At 73.0% G+C, this 24,913-nt stretch carries 1 protein-coding gene; it reads left to right on the top strand.

What is annotated here, in order from left to right; genetic code table 11:
- Positions 1-46 precede the first annotated feature (46 nt).
- A complete protein-coding gene (locus J5Y04_RS25635) occupies positions 47-24,913 on the top strand; it encodes a toxin glutamine deamidase domain-containing protein (protein WP_209414674.1) in 24,867 nt (8,288 codons plus the stop codon).

Genomic DNA, 24,913 nt, shown 5'->3' with positions numbered 1-24,913 from the left:
CTTCCCCACCCGCACCAGCAGGCTTCGCAGTCGGAGGCTCCCCGCCATGGCCCATTCGTCGATCCAGGTCTCGCCCGGCGTCGCGACGTTCTTCCACGTCCTCACCGGCATGCCGTGGCCCGAATCCGACGAGGGCCTGCTGCGGGACGTCCGGGACGACTACGCCGCGCTCGCCGACGACCTGCCGAAGCTGAAGGGGTACATCGTCGAGCTGGTGGCCAGGTGCCGGAGCCAGTTCGAGGGGGAGGCCGCCGAGGCCTTCGCCAACGCGATGGGGCGGTTCATCGGAGAGAAGGAAGAGGCCGACTACCTCACGCTCGCGGGGGAACTCTCCCATGAGTTGAGCGAGTTCGCGGGGAAGGTCGCGAACACGGTCGAGTACACCAAATGGATGATCATTGGTCAGATCGTCCAGCTGCTCATCGAGATCGCGCTGGCCATCGCCTTCTTCCCGTTCACCTTCGGGGGCTCGATGGTCGCCGCGGAGGGGCTCAAGCAGGTCGTCAAGACGATCATCATCAACCTGCTGAAGAAGCTCGTCCAGGTGATCCTGACGCACACCTTCTTCGGCGTGGTGGGCGGCCTGGTCCTGGACGCGATCCTCCAGGGCATCCAGTTCGGCCAGGGCAACCGGCACGAGTGGGACAAGGACCTCACCAAGCAGGCCGCGATCTTCGGCGCGATCAGCGGGGCCATCGCCGGGCCGCTGCACCTGCTGGGCATGGGCCTCGGCAAGCTGCTGGGCGCCGGCCTCGCCAAGATCTTCGTGACCAAGGAACTGAACAACCTGGTGCGGGAGCTGGGCGCCGGCGCGGCGGCCGGCGCGGCGAAGGGCGCGGGGGCGGGGGTGGGCAAGGAAGCCGGGCGCCTGCTCGCCAACCCGGTGGCCTCCGAGTTCGCCAAGAACATCAGCAAGCTCCTCAAGCAGAACTCCCAGTACCTGTCGAAGGGCTTCGCGGCGGGCGGGAAGACGGGTGCGGCCGCCGGGGTGCGGTTCGCGGAGAACCTCGGCAAGGCCTTCGAGAAGGGGCTCGGCAAGGAACTCGGCGAGAAGACGGCCCGGGAGCTCGGCCAGGCCTTCGGCAAGGCCTTCGCGGAGAACGGCGCCAGGTCGGCCGCGGGGCGGACGGCGCTCGCCACCGCCCTGCGCGAGATCGCCGAAGGGGGAGCCCACGCCCCGTCGGCCGGCCTGCGGGCGCTCGCCGAGAAACTGCCCGAACTCGCGGGCCGGGTCGACCGGATGAACACCATGTTCGTGCTGGGGCACGTCCTGGGCGAGCAGATCAAGATGGGGACCAACCAGTACCTCACCGAGGGCTTCTTCAACCAGATCTACAACGGCGAGTGGTCGGCCAGCGGGATGAGCTTCGTCGGCGGCTTCATGATGGGCGGCGCCCGGCACATGATCATGGGCCTGGCCTCGCCGCTGACCACCAAGTACGTCGACTTCGTCCGGGGGCTCGACAGCTCCCAGATCAACGCTGCGAACGGCAAGTACTACGGCGCGTTGCACCCGTTGCACCTGCTGTCGGCGATCAGCAACATCTCCGGGCACCCCGCGCCGTTCCCGGTGCCCCGGCCCGGCGGCCACGACCAGATCCCGGGCGGCGGCGCCGAACACCTCCGCGCCGGTGACGCCTCCGCCTCCACCACGTCGCTCACCCCGCCGCCCTCCTCCCACCGGACGGAGAGCGGGTCGAACGCGTCCGGTTCGGACCACAAGGCCGGCGGCTCCACCTCGTCCACCGGCGCGGCGAAGCCGGAGGCCCCGAAACCGGGTGTCGTGACGGAGTCGGGCGGGGGCGACAGGTCCGGCGGGGGTGACAGGTCCGGCGGGGGTGACAAGTCCGGCTCCGGCGCCAAGGACAACACGGGCGGCAGGAACATCCCCGAGCCCGCCCCCCGGCGCAGCACCGAGTCCTCGGGCGGCGGCGGAAGCGACACGCGGACCAACACGGGCGGCGACGCCAACCGTGCGGGCGGCGCCACCGCGACGTCGGGCTCCACCGGGACGTCGGGCTCCACCGGCGGGCACGGCGACGGCCCGAAGCCGTCGCCGTCCCGGCCCACCCCGGAGCCGCACGCGGACCGGAAGCCCGATCCGACGCCCGACCCGACGCCCGGCCCCAGGACGGACCCGAAGCCGGGCCCGAACCCGCCGCACCCGCCCAAGGGCGGCGGCGACGGCGACACCCCGCCGCCGCGGACCGAGGGCGGCCCGGGCGGCAACAAGGACGCCGGGCCTAACGGCCCCGACCCGAAGGCGGACCCGAAGCCCGACCCGAAGCAGCCCGACAAGGACACTCCGGACCCCAAGCGTGACCGGACGGGTGAGGACGCGACGACGAGGAACCTCACGCGGCAGTTGTTCCTGGAGCGCCAGGCGCGGCTCCGGGAGTCGGGGCTCGCGGACCCGCATGCGTCGGACGCCGGTGGGGCCAGGAATCCGGGTGGTGATGACAAGCCGCCGATCCCGCCGCGGACCGAGGGCGGCCCGGGCGGCAACAAGGACGCCGGGCCGAACGGCCCCGACCCGAAGGCGGACCCGAAGCCCGACCCGAAGCGGCCCGACAAGGACACTCCGGACCCCAAGCGTGACCGGACGGGTGAGGACGCGACGACGAGGAACCTCACGCGGCAGTTGTTCCTGGAGCGCCAGGCGCGGCTCCGGGAGTCGGGGCTTGCGGACCCGCATGCGTCGGACGCCGGTGGGGCCAGGAATCCGGGTGCTGGTGAGAAGCCGCCGAGCCCGCTGCGGACCGAGGACGGCCCGGGAGGGCAGAAGGACGCCGGCCCGAAGCCGGAGCAGAACCGGCCGGACAAGGACGCGTCGGACTCCGATCGCGACCAGGCCGGCGGCGACGGGCAGAAGATGGACGGGCTGATTCCGGCCGGTTCGGAGGACATCGGGGGCGGCACCACCGGGAGCGACGGCCGGGTGAAGCCGGGCCTGCGGGACGGCGGCGGACCGGGCGAGAAGAGCGACCCGAAGAACGGCCCGGTGAAGCCCGTTGACCAGGGGGACCTCCGGAACGAGGTCGAAGAGGTCCTGTCGCCGGGGACGCATTTCCCGGAGCGTCAGGAGAAGTTGCGTGAGGCGGGTGGTCCGACGGCGGATTCGCCCCGTTCGGTGAGGTCCGAGGGTGCTGGGAAGGCCTGGAGGCGGTCGGAGGTCATCACTCTTGATGATCTCAAGCGCATGGGTGGTGGCGGTTCCGAGGAGGGTGCAGCGAAGGCTGAGCCGTTCTCGGGTGAGGGCCATCGGTTGGGTGGGTCGGCTGATGGGGCGCGTTCGGACGGGGCGAAGGCGGTTCTGGAGCGTCAGGAGAAGTTGCGTGAGGCGGGTGGTCCGACGGCGGATTCGCCCGGTTCGGTGAGGTCCGAGGGTGCTGGGAAGGCCTGGAGGCGGTCGGAGGTTGTCACTGTTGATGATCTCAAGCGCATGGGTGGTGGCGGTTCCGAGGAGGGTGCAGCGAAGGCTGAGCCGTTCTCGGGTGAGGGCCATCGGTTGGGTGGGTCGGCTGATGGGGCGCGTTCGGACGGGGCGAAGGCGGTTCTGGAGCGTCAGGAGAAGTTGCGTGAGGCGGGTGGTCCGACGGCGGATTCGCCCGGTTCGGTGAGGTCCGAGGGTGCTGGGAAGGCCTGGAGGCGGTCGGAGGTCGTCACTCTTGATGATCTCAAGCGCATGGGTGGTGGCGGTTCCGAGGAGGGTGGGGCGAAGGCCGAGCCGTTCCCGGGTGAGGCTCCGAAGCGGTCGAACATCGTCACTGTTGATGATCTCAAGCGCATGGGTGGTGGCGGTTCCGAGGAGGGTGCAGCGAAGGCCGAGCCGTTCCCGGGTGAGGGCCATCGGTTGGGTGGGTCGGCTGATGGGGCGCGTTCGGACAGGGCGAAGGCGGTTTTGGAGCGTCAGGAGAAGTTGCGGGAGGCGGGTGGTCCGACGGCGGATTCGCCCGGCCCGGTGAAGGCCGAGGGCGTCGGGCAGGGCGAGGGTGCGGGGAGGGCCCCGAAGCGGTCGAACATCGTCACCTTTGACGAGCTCAAGCGCAGGGAAGAGGGAGCGGCAGAGTCTGACGCCGAGTCGAACGGCTCACCGCGGCGCGAGGGCGGCGATTCAGGGAGCGGTACCGGCGGGGTGAAGTCCCGAGGCCGGTCCGCGGGCAGCGAGACGCAGGTGGATCCGGCGCCGACGGGTGACAAGCCGGGTGCCGAAGCGTCGGCGCCGAAGCCGGAGCCGAAGCCGAAGCCGGAGAGTTTCCCCGGCGAGGGGCACCGGCTGACGGACGGCACTGCCGAGACCCAGCAGAAGGCCGACCAGGGTGGGAAGGACGGCGTGCGGTCCGGCGACGCCCCCGATGCGGCCGCCCGGGACCGGCAGCACGCGATCACCGACCAGCGCCGGAAGGAGAACGAGGCGTCCCCGGAGGGCCGGGCAAGGGTCGAGGAGCGGGCCCGGGAGGCCCGAGAAGCCAGGGAGGCCGAGGAGCGGAAGGCCGAGCAGAAGGCCAAGGCCGAGGAACGGAAGGCCGAGCAGGAGCGGGCCTGGGAGCTGTTGGTGCAGGACCTCCGGGAGAAGTCGGGCGGCGGATCGGGTGAGTTGGAGCATCTGACGCTGGGTGACGCGAAGAACCGGATCTCCCGGCGTGCCAGGGAGATCGAGGCGCGGGGCGACGGCGGTGGCCAGGGTTCCGGCGGTCTCGGTTCCCGGGTGCCCGGTGAGGCGGCGGTCACCCGGGCCTGGCACGAGCTGGCGGCCGAACTCGGTATCTTCGTCGATTCGTTGCGTGGTCGGGGTCTGATGCCCGAGGCCGTGGAGACGCCGCTCGCTCCCGTCGTGCGGACCGCTCCCGTGCTGTCGCTGCGGGAGCGGCCGGCCGCCGGTGCCGGGGACGTCGAGGCCGTGCCGGGCGGGGAGTCCCTCGCCTCCGCCCCGTCCGCCCGTGCCGAGCAGCGGGCGGCGGCGGAGGAGGCCTGGAAGCTGCTGTTGCAGGATCTCCGGGACAAGTCGGGCGGCGACTCGGGCGAGTCGGAGCACCTGACGCTGCGTGACGCGCAGGCGCGGATCGCCCGTCGTACCGAGGAGATCGCGGCGCAGGGTGAGGGTTCTGGCGGATCGGGTTCCCGGGCGCCCGGCGAGGTGGCGGCCACCCGGGCCTGGCACGAGCTGGCGGCCGAACTCGGTGTCCGCGTCGAGTCGTTGCGTGCCAGAAACCTGATGCCCGAGTTCCCGGGCACGGCGCTCGGGGAGATGCCGACGGCCGGCACCGGCGGCCCCGGGGCCGGGACCAACGGGAACCGGTTCGGCGACCTCACCGACCTCGGCCCCAAGCCAGCGAAGAAGGGCGCGGCACCGGCTGCGCCGGCGGTGATCCTCACCCGGGACATCAACGGGACCGGCGGCGCCGTGGACACCGCCGCGCTGGACGAGTACGCCAGGGAGCTGGCCCGCGAGCCCGCCACGTCGACGACGGCCGGGGCCGGGGTCGGTACGGAGTCCTCGGCGTCCGCACCATCGGCGCGGGAGCGGCTCGCCGCCGGGGCGCTGCTGAAGCTCTACGACGACCTGTACCACCGGGACGCGGATCCCGGCACGATCACCCGGGACCCCGGGTCGGTGCGGGCGCTGCGGCGCCTGGAGCAACTGGCCCGCGACCGCTACCACATGTCGGCGCCCTACCTGACCGGCGGCTGGCTCGCCGGTATGGCGCAGGACCTGCACGCCATGCCCGAGTGGCAGCGCCCGCTGCGGCAGCACCTGGAGCAGGTGGTCACGGCGGCCGGAAAGATCGACCCGTCGCTGAGCGGGGACGCGTTCCACTCCGCACTGCGCGGCGCGCTGTCGCCGCCCGCGGCGGCGACACCGGCAGCACCGCCGGTCGTCGCCGCCCCGCAGGCACCGGCGGCACCGGCACCGGTGCCGCTGACGCGGCCCACCGGCACCCCCTTCCAGACCCGCGACCTGCGCACCACCGGCGGCACCGTGGTCGGCACGTCATTGCGGGGCGGTGCGAAGGACGCCGACTGGGCCGCGTCGGACCAGCCGGTGGACGAGGACGTGCGAGCGGTCTACTACTGGGATTCCCCCAGGCCGGTCACCGACGGCGGCCCGCAGCCCGTACAGCGGGCCGCCGCCACACCGGCCACCGCACCGGGCGCCGTCCCTCCGGCCACCGTCACTCCGGCCACCGTCACTCCGGCCGCAGCACCGGCCGCCACACCCAAGGAGGGGCGCAACCGCCACTACAGCCTGGCCGCGGTGACCGGGGCCCAGCCGTTCCTCGTGGTGCTTCCCCGGAAGGTCAGGGATCTCGAACCCGCAGACGTCGTCACAGCCATCGCAGCGGACCTGGCCGATCGTCAGATCGCTCCCGAGACGCCGCTGCTGCTGGTCGGCCCCGGGACCATGGCCTCGGAGCTCGCCATCCCGCGCGCCCTCGCCAAGGCCACCGGGCGGACGGTCTGGACGAACTCCGTGACGTCCAAGCTCAAGAACGGCCTCGTCCGGGTGGAGGCCGATTTGCGGGAGTCGCTCAAGGACGCTGGGGAGAAGGCCGAGCGGGGCTTCTGGATCAAGGAGGTGCCGCCGGATCCTGCGGCGGTGGCGGTCGACACCGGCGGGCTGGGGACCGTCGACACGATGACGGTGATCCGGGAGAACGGCCGGCTGGTCAATGCGAAGCAGCCGGGCCGGATCGACGAGGAGGACCTGGACAGCCAGCCCATCCTCTTCCCGCTGGGCCGTCAGTCGGGCGGCCGGCTCTACCGGGACAACTCGCTGACCAGGCTCTGGGAAGGGGCGCGGGACGGCTTCGACGTCACCTCCCCGCACTTCGAGTACCTGCCGTCCGACTTCTTCGACGAGTCCCAGGACACGGCGGCCTCGGCGGACGACCCCTCCCTCGACTCGATCGGGCTGGTGCCGTGGGACGTCGCGGCGCCCACCTACACGGTCATGACGCACGCCACGCATCTCGCGGCGTTGCTGCCCACGCTGACGAAGCAGGACGACGGGAAGAGGACGACCCACCTCACCGGCGACGCGCTCGGACAGGTGGTGCGCCGGCGGCCCAGCTTCCGGCGGATGCCGGACGACACCCAGATCGTGCTGGTCGCCTGCCAGGCGGGCGCGATCGGCGAGAACGGCAAGGTGGTGGCCCAGGAGCTGGCCGAGGCCACCGGGCGCACCGTGTGGGCGAGCACGACCTCCGTGAACATGGGCATCGGGCAGCGGGTCGCCCCGCTCGGCATCCTCAGCGACGAGCACGGCACGCCGGGACGCTGGGTCAAGTTCGTCCCCGGCGTGGTCCCCGACACCGAGAAGGGCTCCCACGAGCCGGCCCGCGCGGAGTCCAAGACCAAGTCCAAGCCGAAGAAGAAGAAGGACGAGGAGCCGCAGAAGAAGGGCCAGCGGCGCATCACCAAGCAGGGGGTGGACGAGGCCTCGGACGCGGCCGAGGACTTCGACGGATCGGACTTCGCCTCCTCCGACTCCGAGAGGCCGGACACCAGCTGGGCGGCGTCGCAGGCTCCGCCGCTGCCGCTCGCGAGGCCCGCCGTCGCGGACACGAGCTTCGCCCCCAAGGTTGCGAAGAAGGCGGCAGCACCCGCGAAGCAGCCCAAGGCGATCACCACGCGCAACATCGACGGCACCGGCGGCACCATCGACCGGACCGCACTGGACGAGGCCGCCAGGCAACTGGCCGCCGATGCGGCCGGTGCCGGTGAGGCCGTCAAGGAACCGGCAGGGGCGGACGCACCGGCGACGGTCCCCACCACCGAGGCGTCGTCGGCATCCGCCCCGTCCGCCCGGGAGCGGCTGGCCGCCGGGGCGCTCCTGAAGCTGTACGACGACCTGTACCACCGGGACGAGGTCGCGGGCACGATCACCCGTGACCCCGGCAAGCTCCGTGTGCTGCGACGCCTGGAGCAGCTCGGCCGCGACCACTACCGGATGCAGGCGCCCTTCCTGACCGGCGGCTGGCTGGCCGGGATGGCGCATGACCTGCTCGCGCTGCCGGAACGGGCGCGCCCCCTGCCGGAGCACCTCCGGAAGGTGGTGGAGGCGGCCGGGACCGCCGACGGACTCCTGACCGGGGCCGCGCTGCACGCCGCCCTGAGGGGCGTGCTGTCGACGCACACGCCGCCACCGCACCCGGACCAGGCCGCTGCGCCGGTGAAGCCGACCGACACCTCCCCTGCCGCGGGCGAATCCCCCGCGGCGGGCGAGTCCCCCGCGGCGGGCGAGTCCCCCGCGGCGGGCGAGTCCCCTGCCGCGGGCGAACCCGCGCAGCCGGCACCCGAGAAGCGCCAGAGCCGTTACCAGACCCGCCTCGTGACCACGCCCGGCGGGGCCACGGTCGGCATCGCGGTGCGCGGAGGGCGCTGGCCGGACACCGCGCCCGAGGTGGCCGAGGACGTGTTGGACGTCTACCACTGGGCCGAACCCCTGAAGGTGTCCGACGGAGGCCCCCAACCGGTGGAGCGCGCCGGGGTGCGTCCGGCGGACCCCCCGGCCGTCGTCCCGGCTCCGGCGGACTCCCCGGCCGTCGTCCCGGCTCCGGCGGACTCCCCGGCCGTCGTCCCGGCTCCGGCCGACCCCCCGGCCGTCGTCCCGGCTCCGGCGGACTCCCCGGCCGTCGTCCCGGCTCCGGCCGACCCCCCGGCCGTCGTCACCGGCGACGCCGTGAAGGAGAAGAAGAACAAGCACTACAGCCTGACCGGGATCACCGGGCCGCGGCCGTTCCTCGTGCTGATGCCCCACAAGGTCGAGGCCCTCGAACCCGAACCGTTCGCCAAGGCCGTGGCGTCCGACCTGCCGCTCGACCGGCTCACCCCCGAGACCCCGCTGGTGCTGGTCGGCCCCGGTGTCCTCGGTGCGGACCTGGCGTTCCCGCGGGCCCTGGCCGCGGCGACCGGGCGGACGGTGTGGACCAACTCCGTGGCGTCGTCGCTGGCCGACGGCCTCGTCAGGGTGAAGGCCAGACTGCGGCCCGAGCTGAAGGACGAGAAGGTCGAACGAGGGTTCTGGATCAAGGAGGTGCCGCCGGACCCGGCCCTGCCGGAGGAAGCGGGGATCGGCGGCATCCCGACCATGGGCATCGGCCAGAAGGACGGCCGGCGGGTCGACACGAAGCAACCGGGGGTCGTCGACGAGACGGACCTCGACAGCCATCCCGTCCTGTTCCCGCTGGGCCGGCAGTCGGGCGGCCGGCTCTACCGGGACACCGCCCTCACCCGGAAGTGGGAGAAGGTGCGGGACGGATTCGACCCCACCACCCCGCACTTCGAGTACCTCCCGTCCGACTTCTTCGAACGGGAGGACCCGACCGCGGCCTCGTCGGACAACCCCGACCTCGGCTCGATCGGGCTGGTGCCGTGGGACGTCTCGGCGCCCATCTACACGGTCATGACGCACGCCACGCACCTCGCGGCGATCCTGCCCACCCTCTCGGAGCAGCCGGGCGGGAAGAAGAAGGTCTACCTCACGGGCGACGCGCTCGGCCAGGTCGTCCGCCGGCGGCCCAGCTTCCGGCGGATGCCGCAGGACTCCCAGATCGTGCTGCTCGCCTGTCAGGCCGGCGCGCGCGGTGACAGCGGGAAGGTGGTGGCCCAGGAACTGGCCGACGCGACCGGGAACGTCGTGTGGGCGGCCACGACCTCGGTCAACGTGAGCATCGGGCAGCGCGTCGCCACGCTCGGCATTCTCAGCGACGAGCACGGCACCCGCGGACGCTGGGTCAGGTTCGAGCCGGGCGGGACCCCCGACACCGAGCAGGGTTCCCACGAGCCCGTGCCCGCGGCGAGCGCGGCCGGCGGCCGGAGCAAGGGCCAGAAGAAGCAGGCGAAGCGCACCGGGCGCGACGGGCTGGGCGACACCGGGGAGATTTCCGACACGCCGTCCGCGCCCTCTCACGAGACCACCCCGGAGGAGTCCCCCGGCAGCCGGGTCCTGCTGCTCGGCGGGGCGTTGCACCGGGTCGTCGAGGTGGCGGCGGACGGCGACTGCCTGCTGAACGCCGTCCTCGGCAGTGGACGGGCCGCACTGCCCGGGTGGCGGCACGCCGGGCTCGACGCCGACGGGCTGCGGCGGCTGGCGTCGGAGTGGTTCCGCGGTGAGGGCGGCGCGACCCTCTACCGCGACACCAACCGGCGAGGGGAGCACCCTCTCGACCGTCTGGACGAGGACGACACCACGGCGACCTGGGAGGTGTACCTGGAACCGGGCGACACCGAGCCGACCACCCTTCGCCGGGAGGACATCGCCGCCCGGACGATGAGCGAGATGTACGACCTCGCACTGCGGAACCGGTCCCTGTGGAACACCCCGTTCTACGACGAGGCGCCGGCCATCATCGCCGGTGCCCTCGGAGTCGCCCTCACCGTCGTCCAGGGCGAGCACCGGACGAGCACCGGCGCGGGCGGTCCGGAGCTGGTGGTCCTCAGGGACCCCGAGCGTCCGGGGAGCCTGCCGCACTACTCGGGCGTGCAACGGCTGGGAGCCGGGAGCACCACCGCGACGGCCACCGAGGGTTCCGTCGGGAAGAAGTACCTGGACGAGCTGGCCGGCCCGCGCAAGCAGCAGCAGAGGAAGCCGCCCAGGCAGCAGAAGGGGCAGCAGGCGCAACCGGCGACGGAAGGGCCGACGGAGCCGGAGAAGCAGAACGCGCAGGCCGCGGGAGGCCCGCAGGAGGCCGTCCCGGTCACGACCGCGGAGGAGGTCGCGATCGGAGCCGGACAGCGGGTGTTCCGGGTGACCGACGCCATGACGGTGCGGACCTACCTGCTGGGCGGCGGATTCGGCAAGATCAAGAACGCCGCGAACTGGGCGGAGCTGGGGCCGGGGCTGTACACCGGCCACACCTTCGGCCACGCGGCGTCGTACGACGAGGGGCTGCGCGGCCTGCCGGTCGTCATGGAGCTGGAGCTGGCGCGGCCCGCCAGGGGGCTGAAGGTCGTCAAGCACACCAAGGACGACTGGAAGGCGAACCAGATCGCGAAGACGATGCAGGACTACGACTTCCTCACCGACGGATCGCAGTTCAAGTTCCACCCGGAGTTCTACGGCGGGTTCCTCCAGGGCAGCGGCGCCCACCACGAGCCCGCCGTCCGGGAGAGCGGACTGCGGCTCGTGTCGCTGAAGGTGAAGGAGGGCAAGGACGCCCTGACCTGGAAGGAGTACTCGGCCGGCGAGTTCGTGGCCGAGTACGAGAACTACCTCATCAGGACCCACCGGGAGAAGGCGCAGGCCCGTCTGCGGAGGCGTGAGTTGCTCCAGCGGATGGCCCGGCCCGTGCCGGCGCCGGCGGAGACCGCCGCCCTGCACGAGGCCCCACCGGCACACCCCCGCGACCTCGGGCGGATCCGCTACCTGGCGCAGGCGGAGGAGTACGAGCGCAGGCTCGCAGCCCACCTGCGCGGACGGGACGACGTCCAGCGCGAGGTCGGGAAGCTGGTGCGGCTCGCCTGGGACCTCACGCCCGCGGACCAGAAGGACAAGCTGGGGACCAGGCTGGCCGGCGTGACGGGCATGGTGGGCACCGAGCGCCACCTGCTGGAGCGCGTCGTCGAGGAGGGCACGCTCCGCGAGCGCATGGCCATGCTCTACAACGGCTACCGCTCCGACCACTTCGCCAGGCTGGTCGAGAAGGACAGGCTGCAGCGCCCCGACGCGCTGACGGCGGAGCGCGACGCCCGGCAGAACGGTCCGGCCGAGGACCGCGAGACGGCCCTCAACCCGTTCGACGTGCAGCCCCCGCTCAGCGGCGGCGAGTGGTACAGCGCCGTGGACAAGGACGGGAAGCTGGGCTGGCAGCCGGGGGCCAAGGCGTTCCACTACCGGCTGGACGCCGAGCTCCAGCAGGGCGCCATGCGCGGCGGCGGTCTGGTCAGCAGCGGCACCTCCGGTACGGCGTACGGCCTCCTCCAGTCCGCGGCCGAGATCGGCGCGCTCGCGGCGAAGCGGGGAACGGCGGACGCGGCGGTCGACCCCCGGCTCCTGCGGCTGGCGCTGCTGGCCTGGATGATCGACGCGGACGACCACACCTTCCACGAGATCATGCTCGGGAGCCGGCTCTTCGACGAGCGGCTCGGCTACGACGACACGCCCTGGCGCTACCGGACCCTCCCGCCGCTGACGGAGGAGGAGCTGCGCACCGAGGTCGCGCCGGGCGGCCTGTTCCCCGACGAGTACCTGCACCCCTGGTACGAGGCCCCGGACACCGAGGCCCCCGGCACCGACGGCGGCGGCGTGCCGACGGTGCCGCACGAGCCGGTCAGGAGCGCCGTCCCGTGGCGGTCGTTGAGTGAGTTCGGTACCGGCGTCCGGGGGCGGGTGATCGTCGACCCGGCGATGTCGGAGGAGGCGAGGGCCCGGCAGGAGGAGGCGCTCGCGCAGTTCCCGGCGCAGCCGGGCCGCTACCTCGTGGTGGTGCACACGGGCGACGACGGCCGGCCGTTGTGGAACGGCCGGGCGATCGGCCCGGAGGAGCTGGCCGTCCTGTTGGCGGAGGACGGGGCGTGGAACGGGACGGACGAGCTGGTGTTCGTCGCGTGCGGCCTCGGCTCGGCGTTGGACTCGACCTACGTACCGGATGTCCTGCGGTTCCTGCGGGAACGGGAGTTGGGCACCTCGGCGGTGGCCGCCGACCGGGACGTCTGGTTCGTCCCTGCACAGGGCGCGGCCCATCAGGGCGCGGCCCGTCTGGTCGTCTCGGCCGGGGTCGGTGTGGATGCGAACGGGCGGCCGGTGATCATTCCCTATGGCCGGTGGGTCCGGCACCGCGGGCCCGGGGGCGACCCCGACCAGGCGGTCCAGGAGCAGCTGGGCGCGAACCTGCCGCCGGTGGGCGAGGAGCAGCAGGGGCTCCTGCCGGAGGGCTCGGAGGGCACCCGGGACGACATCGTCGGCGATCTGCCCGGCGCGGTCCGCTTCGGCACGGTCACCAGCACCATGGTGGAGGAGCCGGAGGCGATCGAGATGGTCCCGGCCGGGTCGGGCGGCGACCGTGCGGCGGAGGTCCCCGCGGACCACGGTCCCGCCTCGGTCGGGGTGGACCATGGTCCTACCCAGGTCCCCGCGGAGCACGGTCCTACCCAGGTCCCCGCGGACCACGGTCCCGCCCCGGTCGCGGTGGCACCACGGCCGGTCGCGGAGGTCGCGGCCCGTGAGCGCACCGTTCACCAGACCGGGCTGACCATCGCCGGACAGCCCTTCGAAGCCCTCACCGTGCCGGGCGACGGCGACTGCCTCTTCACGTCCCTGCTGGTCGGCGCGAACCGGCAGTTCGGCGAGTGGGAGCACCACCACCTGGACGTCGCCGGGCTGCGCGACGCCGCCTCACGCTGGTACCGGGGGCCCGAGGGCGCCACCGAGCGGCAGTTCGCGGACGAGACCGGAGAGGTCCTGCAGGCACTGTTGGAGGACCTGGCGCCGATCGAGCTGTGGCGCGTGATGGGCCGGCCGGGCACGCCGCCCGCAGGCATGGACTCGCTCGCCCTGCTCCGGGAGTTCGGCAACCCCGTGCTCACCGAGCAGGCGACCTGGGGCCGCTACCTCGAGGAGCGTCCGATCTTCACCAGGCCCGTGCTGGTGGAGCCGGACTCCCGACAGCCGCGGGCCCTGGACCCCGAGACCCTGCGAGGGATGTCACGGAGCGGGATGGTCGACCTGGTCATCCGCAACCGTGAGCTCTGGAACACGTTCTTCTTCGAGGACGTGCCCCGGATCGTGGCCTCGGCGGTGGGCCTCAACATCGGTGTCCTCCACCACGACGGGGGCTTCCTCGGATTCTCCGAGTACCCCGATCGCCGAACGGTGATGCTCTACCGCGACGGCGCCGGGGCGCACTACTCGGCGCTGCGGCCCGCCCGGCAGCCGGTGCCTGCGGATCCGCCGCCGCTGCCGGCCCCTCCGGAGGCGAGTGCGGAGGCGCCGCACTTGTCGGGGTTGGACCTGCCGCCGTCGCCGGAGTCGCCGGTCCTGTTGCCGGAGGTTCCGGTGCAGTTGTCGGGGTTGGACCTGCCGCCGTTGCCGGAGTCGCCGGTCCTGTTGCCGGAGGTTCCGGAGCAGCTGTCCGGCTTGGACCTGCCGCCGTCGCCGGAGGCACCGCTGTTGACGCCGGTGCCGACGGCGGAGGTGCCCAAGACGGAGGTGCCCAAGACGGAGGTGCCGCGCGTCGAGGAGGCCGTCGAGGCGACGAAGGCTCCGGAGCCGGCCGCGCCTCCGACCCGGCTCACCGATCCGACCAACGGCCAACTCGCCGGCGGCGACCGGGTCCTGCCGATACCGGGCCGCGCCGATCGGGTGGTGGCGGAGGTCGTCACGGCCCTGACCGCCGTCCCCGGGCTGCTCCCCGGGGACCTGCTGGAGAGGCATCGCAAGGCCCAGGGAGAGGTGACCGACGCCGGGCAGCAGCCGGCACCGGCCCGGGAGCGGTTGACCGAGGTCGAGGAGCAGCTGGCCGCGGCCCGCGAGCAGCTGGCCAGGGAGACCAGGGAGCAGTTGTCCGGCGCGCTGGACCTCGACGCCCTGCAACCCGTGCTGTCGGCGATGACCCAGGGGGAGACCCTCGCGGTGCCGTTCGAGCTCCGCGGCTGGAAGGGCGACGTCCAGGTGACCGCCCGCGTCATCAGGGCCGAGAGCACCGGGACGGACAAGAAGTTCGAGTTCGAGGACGGCAGCGACTCGTTCGCCACCGCGGGCTCCTTCGACGAGGGCCGCAGGAGGCTCGGCATCGGGCTGCTCCTGGGGGGCAAGTTCTCCCCGGAGGCGCCGGACACCAGCATGACCGGCCAGGCCGGCGTGGTGAACGACCTGAGCAAGGCCGGCGCCGTCCACAGCCGCGGCCGGGCCTTCTCCCGGAGCAAGACGCCCGAACCCGCCCTGCGGGTCGACGCCGAGGTCCGGCTGGAGCTCGACTTCTCCGACGTCCGCAAGGGCGGGAAGAGCATGCCGGTCGGCGAGGGCACCGGCGACGCGCGGCACCGGCTCCGCGTCGACCTGCCGGTTCCGGTCGTCGTGCCGGCCGCCGAGGCCGCGGGCGCCGTGCTGCCCGCCGGGCAGAAGCACTACCGTCCGCCGCTGCGGGTCCAGCAGTCCCTGGCGCTCGGCGGGCTGGACGTCGTCAAGAGCGTCCACACGGTCGACGCGGCCGGGAACCGGACGGCCGGCGGCGTTCGCGCGCTGCTCGCGGCCGCCGCCCCCGCTGCCTCGCTCCCCGAAGGCACCACCAGGGCCTCGCTGGAGGCGTTCGGCCGCGAGGCGTTCGGTGGTGACTGGGCGACGGTGCGCACCGAGATCCTCGGCAGGGTGAGCCTCCAGAGCCTGCGCACCGAGCTGAAGTCCATGATGGCCGGCGAGCCCCTGGAGATCGTGCTCTCCGGTGGCCGGGGGAGCATCCTGGTCTCCGCGCGGGTCTCGGAGATGTCCCACCTTCGCAACACCGACCAGACGGAGTTCAACACCGGCACGGACGTGACCCGTACCGTCGTCTCGTCCGTCACGAACAGCCGGAACCTGTCGGGACAGCCCTCCGTCAAGCACACCGACTTCGGCGAGCTGCCGATGGGGGTCACGGGCGCGCTGCCGTCCGGTCAGCTGGGCCACGACCGCAGTGCGATCGACCAGGTCACGGTGCGGGCCGGCAACGCCGTCAAGGTGAAGACCGCCGGTGTGGTCTTCGACGGCCGGGCCGTTCTCGCCTTCGAGTACCGTCCGGCCGTGGGCAGCCCGGCTGCGGACAGGCCTGCCGCGGACGCCCCGGCCGCGGGCCCGCACGCCACCGCGGAGATCGGCTTCCAGGTGCTGTCCGAGGCCGCCGACTCCGTGGTGGTGGCCGGACCGGAGCCCTTCCGCCCCGGCAGTGCCGCGCCGCAGCCGGTCCTGCCGCCTCGCCTGGAGCCCGGCTCCACCGCGTGGCGGCCCAAGCCCGGGATCTGGGGGTCGGGCCTGCCGGAGAGCACCGTCGTCCTGGACGTGTTCGCGCACGCCCACCCGGCCGGGGACACCGGGCAGGGCAAGGACCTGCACACCGCCCTCGACGAGCTGGGACCGCGGGCCTTCGGGCCCGAGGGCTGGAAGGAGTTCCGCCAGGCCGTCCGGAACACCTTCCACCTGGAGCGGCTGGCCGCCTCGCTGCCCGCGATGAGCCGGGACGTCCCGCTGCAGGGCCCGCTGCTCAGCCGGCCGCGGCACGCGGACACCGACGTCCGGGCCACCGCCCGGGTGGAGCGGCTGGAGTTCCTGCGGACGATCGACAAGGCGGAGCTGAACGTCCTCAACGAGACGGCGGAGGGCGACGCCTCGCGGGACATCACCGGGTACTCCTACGGCGGGCAGGTACAGGGCGGATTCAACTACGCCTTCCCCGGCGGCGAGTGGCTGTCGGTCATGGAGGGCGGCGGGGTGACGTTCCGCCACCGCAGCGGTGACCGCGCGGCCGGCGGCTCCAGCACGGTGTCCAGCGCCAAGTTCGCCGAGCCGATGGTGGTCTACCTCGCCACGGCCCGGCTGAACATCAAGGTGGCCGGCCAGGGCGGTCTCGCCCCGACGGCGGGTGGCACCCACCCCGAGATCCGGTTCGTGGTGGCCGTCCCGCAGTCCCACGCCGAGAGCTACCTGACGGAGGGCACGGAGGCGAAGCCGGAGGTCTTCAGCCGTCCCGAGGAACCCGCCGCGGACGGCGGGTCCGCCGCCCTGCCCGTCAAGCCCGCAGAGTCCGCCGCGCCCGTCGTGCCCGCGGAGCCGGTCCAGCCCGTCGCGCCCGTCAATGACGGGAAGACCGGCACCACCACCTCGCGGGACGGCGGGGAGAACACGCCGCCCCTCGCGTACCAGCCGCCGCAGCGGGTCGCCGAGCACCGGCAGCTCGGTTCGTCCGACGCCGTGCTCACGCTCACCGACGGCCTGGCCGTGATGCACGAACTCCGCGACACGCTGGAGTCCGTCTTCGGCGACCGGTGGGACCACGTCGCGGCGGAGCTGATGCCGTTCTTCGACCCGGTGACGCTCCGGCCGATGGCGTCCGCGCTGACCACCGGCCGCAGCTGGGGGACGTCGGTGTCCGCCAACGGCGTCCGGGGCGAGATCCGGATCGTCGAGGCGACGGTCACCATGAAGGAGTACCTGAAGTCCGTGAAGGACTTCGAGTTCGAGACCGGCACCGAGTCCTCGACGTCCACCGGCGCGATGCAGGACCACCGGACCAGGACGACCCAGACCGTCGCCGTGGCCGCCAAGGCCTCGTACGTCACGGGAGGGCTGGGCCACTCCTGGAACACGGACGCCGTTGTCGGCGGCACCCGGGACGTCGGCACCAACGCGGTGTCCAAGGGGAAGACGGTCGAAGCGGCGGCCGTCTTCCGGGGTGACCTGACGTTCCGGATCGAGGTGGACCTGTCCCGCACGTTCGGCCTCCCGGGGAACCGGGCGATCCGGCACACCCTGCACGCGACGACCGGGGCCGAGTTCGCGTTCCCCGTCCGTGAACTGCCGGTCGACCCGGCGACCGGTTCCAGGCCGGCCCCCGCGCAGCTGCGACAGGTACCCGAGCGGATCATGAAGTCGCTGGTGCTCGGTGCCACCGACATCGTCCTGCACGTCTCCCCGTCGCACCCGTCCGCACGCGACACGGTGCCGCCGGCCGCCGCACGCGACACGGTGGCGCCGGCCGCCGTGCCCGCGAACGGCGACGGCGTGCACGCACCGGAGCACCGGCCGGAGCAGCAGGGGGACATCCCGCTCCAGCCGGTGTCCGACGGCCCGTCCGGGCCGCCCGCGACGACTCCGACGACCGCGACGACCGCGGCAGCCGCGGCGGCGGCCGGGGCCGGGCAGGCCCCGAGGCCCCGGCCGGGGGCCGACGCCGTGCTGAGCCAGCTGGACGCCACCGGCCGGGAGGTCTTCGGCTCGGACCGGAACTGGCGGCGGGTGAAGCAGCAGCTGGCGCCGAAGTTCACCGCCGAGGCGCTCCAGCCGAGGCTGCGGTCGCTGATGGCGGGCCAGAGCTGGACCATCGCGGTGCGCGGCGGCACCGTCACCGTCCGGGCCAGCGTGCAGGAGATGGCGCACGTGGCCGACACCAAGGCGACCGAGTTCAACAGCGGGAGCACCAGCGGCTTCTCCAGCGGGGGAACGGACGGCCTGACGGCCTACACCCGGAGCACCAGCGAGGCCACCGCCTTCCGGCTGGTGGGCACCTCCGACCCCCTCGGCCCGCTCCCCGCCGCCGTCGTCGCGGGCGGCACGCTGACGCACATCAGCGGGAAGGACCGGGTCGAGGAGAACGCCAGCGCGGCCGGGACGGGCATCGGCACCAAGTCCAAGGTCCCCGGCAGCGTCTTCGAGGGCACCGCCCTGCTGCACCTGGAGTTCCGCCGGAACCTGCAACTCTGGGGCAGGACCGTCGACCAGGGCGTCCCCAGGCCGGCCCGGGCCGAGCAGGAGCGGATCGACGGCCTCCAGCGGCCGGTCAGGGAGCTGGACGGCCGGCTGAAGGAGCTCGACGGCAGGCCCGGCACCGAGGCCCTCCGCCGTCGGTACGAAGCCGAGCGTGAGGTGCTGCAACGCCGGTACGAGGAGGCGCTCCGCGAGGTGCTGGAGGCCCAGCAGCAGCGGATCGACGCCGCCGTCACCGGGAAGTGGGAGTCGGACCTGCGGCGGCAGGTGGCCGGACTGGACGCCCGGATCAGTGAACTGGGCGGGCGGCCCGGCACCGAGGAGCAGCACGCCCGCTACCTGGCCGAGCGGAACCGGCACCTGGCCGACCTCGCCCGGCACCGGACCGAGGGCGCCGCGAAGCCCGGGAGCCACCGGGCACCCGACCGGATCGCCCCGATGACGAAGACGGCGTTCGGCGTCCGCCGGCACGCCTTCGGGTACGCGAAGGTCGAATTCCAGGCCCTGGTCGAAACCGCGGAGACCCGCCCGGCCGCCGACGCTGCCGGCCGGCGCTTCACGGCGCCCCCGCCGATCACCACCGGGGACGGGACCACCCGCCCGGACCGGGACGCCACGCCGACGACGCACTCCGTGCCGCCGGAAACCGTCTGGACCGACGGTCTCGCCGTCACCCACGTGATCCGCGACCTGTCCGACGTCGGCTCCCTGCGGAGCCTGCTCGACGCCGAAGGCCGCCGGCACTACCCCGGCGCCTGGGACGGCCGGGTGGCCGGCGGCGGCCGGCGTTCCGAGCGGGTGATGAGCGAGTTCGGCCGTGAGCGGTTGATGGCGGCCCTGCCACGGCTGACGGCCGGCGGGGAACTGACCAGCACGCCCTTCCGGGTGAACGGCCGCAAGGCCTGGGTCTCCGTGAGGGCCGAGCTGGTCGACCTCGCCCACCTGCGGGAGGAGCCCGCGGCGGAGGTCGCGCTGGTCGGCGAGACCACGGTGCGGCGCAGCGAACGCGCGCTCAACTCCCGGCACTTCCAGTTCATCGGCCAGATCGGCGCGGAGTTCTCCAAGGTGAAGGGGAAGTTCTCCGCCGCCCTCACCGGTGGCGGCGGCTACCGCGTGCGCCAGGGCGGGGAACAGGCCGTGGGCGGGCGGATCATCGCCAGCTCGAAGGTCCCCGTCCCGCTGGTCCACTTCGAGGGCCATGTGAAGTTCCGGTTCACCTTCCACCACGGCGAGACCGGCCCGGCCGGGGCGGCGACCTCCGTCGGTGTCGTCCCGTTCGCGGTGTCCGTCCCCAAGGCGGAGATCAAGCGCACGATCACCGCTCCGGCGGACACCGTCTTCACGCGGGCGGCTCGGGAGACCGGCGAGCGCTGGCGCCGCGAGGCGCCCGCCGGGCCTTCCAGCGCCAGGCCGGTCGAGCCCGCTGCCGACACGCCGGCCGAGCCCCCGGTCGGGAAGCCCGTCGAGCCCGCTGCCGACACGCCGGCCGAGCCCCCGGTCGGGAAGCCCGTCAGCCCCGGCACGGGCGACTCCGAGCAGGCCGTACTCCCGGCCGGGCCCGGGCCGGTGCCCGTCCCCGTCGAGCGTGAGCCGGTGCGGGCCGGGCGTGACTCCGCGTCGCCCGCCCCGGACGAGGACGACGGCCGGGGACCCGGCCAGGTGGCCGGCACGGACCACGACGCCGGCGACCCGCCGGCGCGGGTGGTGGTCGCGGGCGGCGGCCTCACGGTGCGCTCCGGCCGTCCGGTCTACGGAGAGGTGCCGGCGGAGGTCCTCGCGGCGGCCGACGCCAACGCGCGGTTCGTCGAGGTGTCGCCGCAGTTCGCGGAGAAGGCGCTCGGGGTGCCCGTCCGCAACCAGGAGAAGTTCCAGCGGATGGCGGACGAGCGGCGGATCGTCATCGAGGTGCGGCCCACCAACCCGGACTCGGTGCCCCACCTGAACAGGGGGGCCCTGCCCAAGCCGAAGGCGATCAAGGCCAAGACGATCAGCGACGAGGACCTCTGGCTCGGGGCGAAGGCGGAGGACAAGGGCCTGGTCGGCTTTTTCGAGCCGGTGGCGCCGGTGCGTTCGCCCGAGCTCGACGCGGTGCCCGGGCGCTGGGAGCGCGTCGTCGCGCGCTTCGAGCAGCGGTCGGTCGAGTACGCCGAGCTCAAGCCGGTGATGGAGTCGCTGGCAGGGGCATTCCGCGTGGTGGACGGTGTGGTCCAGGGGTTGGACGGGAACGGCGTCTGGAAGCCGATCACCGGTGACCACGACATCTTCGACATGCAGGACGGACTGGGCTACCGGATCGAGGCCGACGAGTACGGCGAGGCGGTCGCGGCCATGGTCGGGGCGGACATGGGCGTGCAGCACGGCGCCCACATGTTCTGGCAGCCGGAGTCGGCCTTCGACAAGTCGATCTTCGACAAGATCGTGAAGAGCCATCAGGCGGGCGGCGAGGCGTTGCTGCGCTTCGTGCCGGGACTGAAGCGCCCGATCCTCGGGACCGCCGAGCCGGACCAGCCGTCGGCCCTGGCCGGGCGGACGTACCTCGGCAGCTTCGCCGGCGACCCCCGGCGGAACTCGCCCGATGCCGTCGGAACCGCGTGGGTCGGCCAGGTCGGCGAGGACGCGGAGGCCGCCCCGGTGCTGCCGGGGACCGACGCGCGGCCGGAGACCCGGCCGGACAGTTCGTCCGGTGAACCGCCGCTGAGCGGCGAGCCGCAGCCACCGGCGCCGGGGAGGTCGCTCCTGCCGCCGCCCGACGACGGGCGGACCGGCAACCACCAGCCCACCGGCGACGACATCTGGAACGTCCTCGTCCCCAAGGCCAAGCGCCGCGCCGAGGAGGACCACGTCCCCGAGTCGGACGGTCCGGGGCCCAAGCGGCACCACGGCATGGGCCGCGACGTCACCCCGGCGGCCGACCGCGGCCTGGTCGAGCCCACCCCTGAGCAGCACCAGGCGTGGCTGGCCGGGTTGCCCGGTGCGCCGGGCGGCGAGCCGCAGCTCACCGGGGCGCTGCTGAGGCACCTCAACCCCGACGGCGACCGGGTCAACTGCCTCGACGTGAACCTGGCGTTGTGGGACACCATGGACGGCGACCCGCACCCCGCCGGGAGCCGCCCCGACCGGCAGCCCGAACGCGACGGCGTCTGGGAGCTGTCCAGGCGCCTCGGCCCCGCCTGGCACTACGGCGCCGGCGCCGAGGCCCTGAACCGGGTCACGGCCCTGGTCCGGGAAGCCGGACCGGGGGCCCGGGCCCTCGTCCTCACCGCCGAACAGGGCCGGATCGGCCACGCCAGTACCGTGCTGCACACGGACGGCGGCGAGCTGATGTGGATCGACCCGCAGCTGGCCGAGTTCCCGGAGACCGCGCCGGACGTCACCGGCACGGCCTCCGTCTGGGCCTACGTCGAGGACGCCGCGCACGACCAGATCCGCGGTGACGGGCAGTACGACGAGCTGCTCTTCCACGACCCCGCCACGGGGGCGCCCGGCCACACCTTCGGCGTGGCGGGCCCGGAGCGGCTGTTCCCCAAGCACCCGATCGCCGCCCAGCCGGGGTGGAAGGAGCAGGCCGAGAAGTTCGAGCGGCAGATCGCCGAGCGGGCCGTCGGCCTCGTGGCACACGAGGACTCCGCCATCGGCCTGGCGCTCAACCACCTGCTCCGGATCCTGGTGTTCAGCCACGGTCCGGACTGGCAGGAGGACGTCCACCTCAGGCAGCTCCTCACCCGTGACGACGTGACCAGTGCGGGCCAGATCGGGCACTCCCGCCTCACCGTCCGTGACATCGACAAGATGGTCGAGTCCGGGAACCCGCGGGAGAAGTACACCGCGTTCTACAACGCCGCCTACTACCGGCCCGGCGGCGAGGGCGTCGAGTACATCGGCGGCTTGAAGGAGCTGCTGCTGAAGGTGTTCGGCGACCCCGAGATGCTGCTCGGCCAGGCCCTCGGCCTCAACGTGGAGAAGCTGCGGCCCTACCGCGACTACCTGGAGAGCTCGGAGCGGCGCCTGCTCCACGGCATGCTGACGGCCGTCTCGTCCCCGCAGGCCAGGAACTTCTCCGAGGACCCGTTCGCGCTGGGCAACCTCATGCGGTGGAGCGCCGAACCGTTGAACAACACCAGCGAACTCGGCATGAGCCAGTCGATCCGCACGCAGCGCGCGGACGAAATGCTCACGCCGGGCAGGCTGACGCCGTCCCAGCTCAGGCGGGCCGACGTCGAGCTGAGCCGGCGCGAACGGGCGCTGCTCCTGGAGCGGGAGGTGCTGCCGCTCACGGCGGCCGCGACCCGCGAGCTCGGCACCGTCCCGCTCACGCCGGAGGGGGAGCCGGACACGGCCCGAATCTTCCCGGAGTGGCAGACCGTGTCGGAGGTGGAGGTCGTGACCGGCGCCCCGGACGCGCAGGGGAACGTCACGACCACGGTGACGGCGAAGGTCTCCGGCCGGACGGACCTCCGTTCGAGCGACCTGCAGGAGATGACACCGGAGGAGATCGACGAGCTGCTGGCGCAGGGCCACGTGTTCCCGGGCGGGCGGATCCCCAGGCGGCAGGGGCCGGAGTTCCCGCTCGGGTCGATCGAGGGCGGCGCCCGGTACCAGCTGGACCCGGATTCCACCTGGTACCGCGACCTCGAAGAGCGGGGCATCCTCGCGATCGGCGGACTGTCCGGCACGGCCACCCGCATGTTCAGCGCCTTCGACTGGCTGAACGTCCCGGACGCACGGCCGGAGGACTTCGTCGTCGGCCTGATCGGCTGGATGCGCCTCCAGAACGACCACTCGCTGTACGAGATCCTGCGGGGCGCCCAGATCGCGGGATTCCAGGGCGTGGACGGCAGGACCTTCGACCTGACCGACGCGGTGTCGATGTACCGGAGCCTGGACGCGCTGGGCCCCGCGTTCGCCGAACCGCGGCTGCGCGAACTCGACGCGTGGGGCATGCTGCCGCACGAGCGGCACTATTTCGACCGGATGCTCGTGGACGGCGACGAGGGCGGTCTTTACGCGCTCGACGAGCTGGAGGCCAACGCGGCAAGGAAGTTCTTCCATCAGCAGATCAACGGGGTGCTCGGCCCTCCGACGGACGTGCTGCTGAGGCGCTGGCTGGGCAAGCACGGGATTCCCGTGGGGGAGATGCGCGCGCGGCTGCCCAACTTCACCGTGGCCCATCTGATGGCGATCCGGGCCTACACCGGAAACGATCACGCCCTGATCAACCTGGTCGTCGAGCGCACCCGGGGTATCGGCGGCGGCTTGCCCTTCGTCGACGTGGTGACCAAGGCGACGCGTCACGTCCTGAAGGAGATGGTCGTCAAGGAACTGGCCGGTTCCGAGGCCCTACCGCCCAACATCTTCTTCCAGGACGAGGAGGTCACGGACCTCGTCAACCTGCACCGCACGGCCGGCCCGGAGGACAAGCCGGAGATCATGAGGAAGATCGAGCACAAGGTCGACGAGCTGCTGCCGTCGGTGGTCGCCGAGTCGAAGCTCCACGCCGGCATGCTGCTGGAGGCGCTCAGGGAGCTTCCGGTGGCGAACGAGATGACCGTCTACCGCGGTGCCTGGGAGTGGGGCAACGAGAGCAACGTCAGCGCGTTCATGACCTCCTTCTTCGCCAAGGACCACGTCGAGTTCGACACCTACGCGAGTACCAGCACGAGGTTCACCAAGGCCCACATGTTCGCCACCAAGGACCCGGTCGGGGCGTACCGCCACCGGGTGGTCTACATGCTCACCCTGCGCGGCGGCAGCGGACGCGACATCGCCGCGTTCTCGCAGAAGCGCGAGGAGGCCGAGGTGCTGCTCCTGCCCGGGGCCCGCTTCAGGGTGACCGACCGCAAGGCCATGCCCGATCCCGGCGGCGACGTCGACAAGGACTACATCCTGATCGTGGCGGAGGAGGAGGTGCCGCAGGCCGGCCCGGACGGGGAGGGACCGGCGGTCGCGCAGTCGCACCAGGCGCCGGCCGGCTCCGGTGCGGAGACGTTCCCCGCTGCCGCCGAGGGCGAGGACTCCGGGGCCGAGGGCTCCGACTCCGAGGGCTCGGACTCCGAGGGATCCGGCTCCGACGACGAGTTGGAGTTCGTGTTCGCGCACGACGAGCCGGCCGGTTCCGACCAGGCCGGGCAGCCGGACGCGGACGGGAGCGGGGAGTCCGGGTCCGACGGGGGTAACGAGTCCGCGGAGGAGGTGACCTTCCTGTTCTCGGGCCTCGGAGTACTGAACGGTTCCGGCACGGACGAGGACGAGAACGAGTACGAGGGGGCCGGGTCGGACGGGGACGGGGAGTCCGGGACCGACGGGGGTTCCGAGTCCGGGGAGGAGGTGCCCTTCCTGTTCCTGGGCGGCGTGCCGCACGGTTCCGGCTCGGACAAGGAAGAGGACGAGGACGAGGACGAGGGCGATGACGAGGGGGCCGGGTCGGACGAGGACGAGGACGAGGACGGGGGCGGGGACTGGGGCTCCGAGCTCGGCGAGGAGGTGACGTTCCTGCTGGGTGGCCCGCCGGTCACGGACTGA

The organism is Kitasatospora sp. RG8, from assembly GCF_017813315.1.
Lineage (GTDB): Bacteria > Actinomycetota > Actinomycetes > Streptomycetales > Streptomycetaceae > Kitasatospora.
Note: the sequence above shows the minus strand (reverse complement) of the source record. Positions and strands in the feature narration are given on the sequence as shown.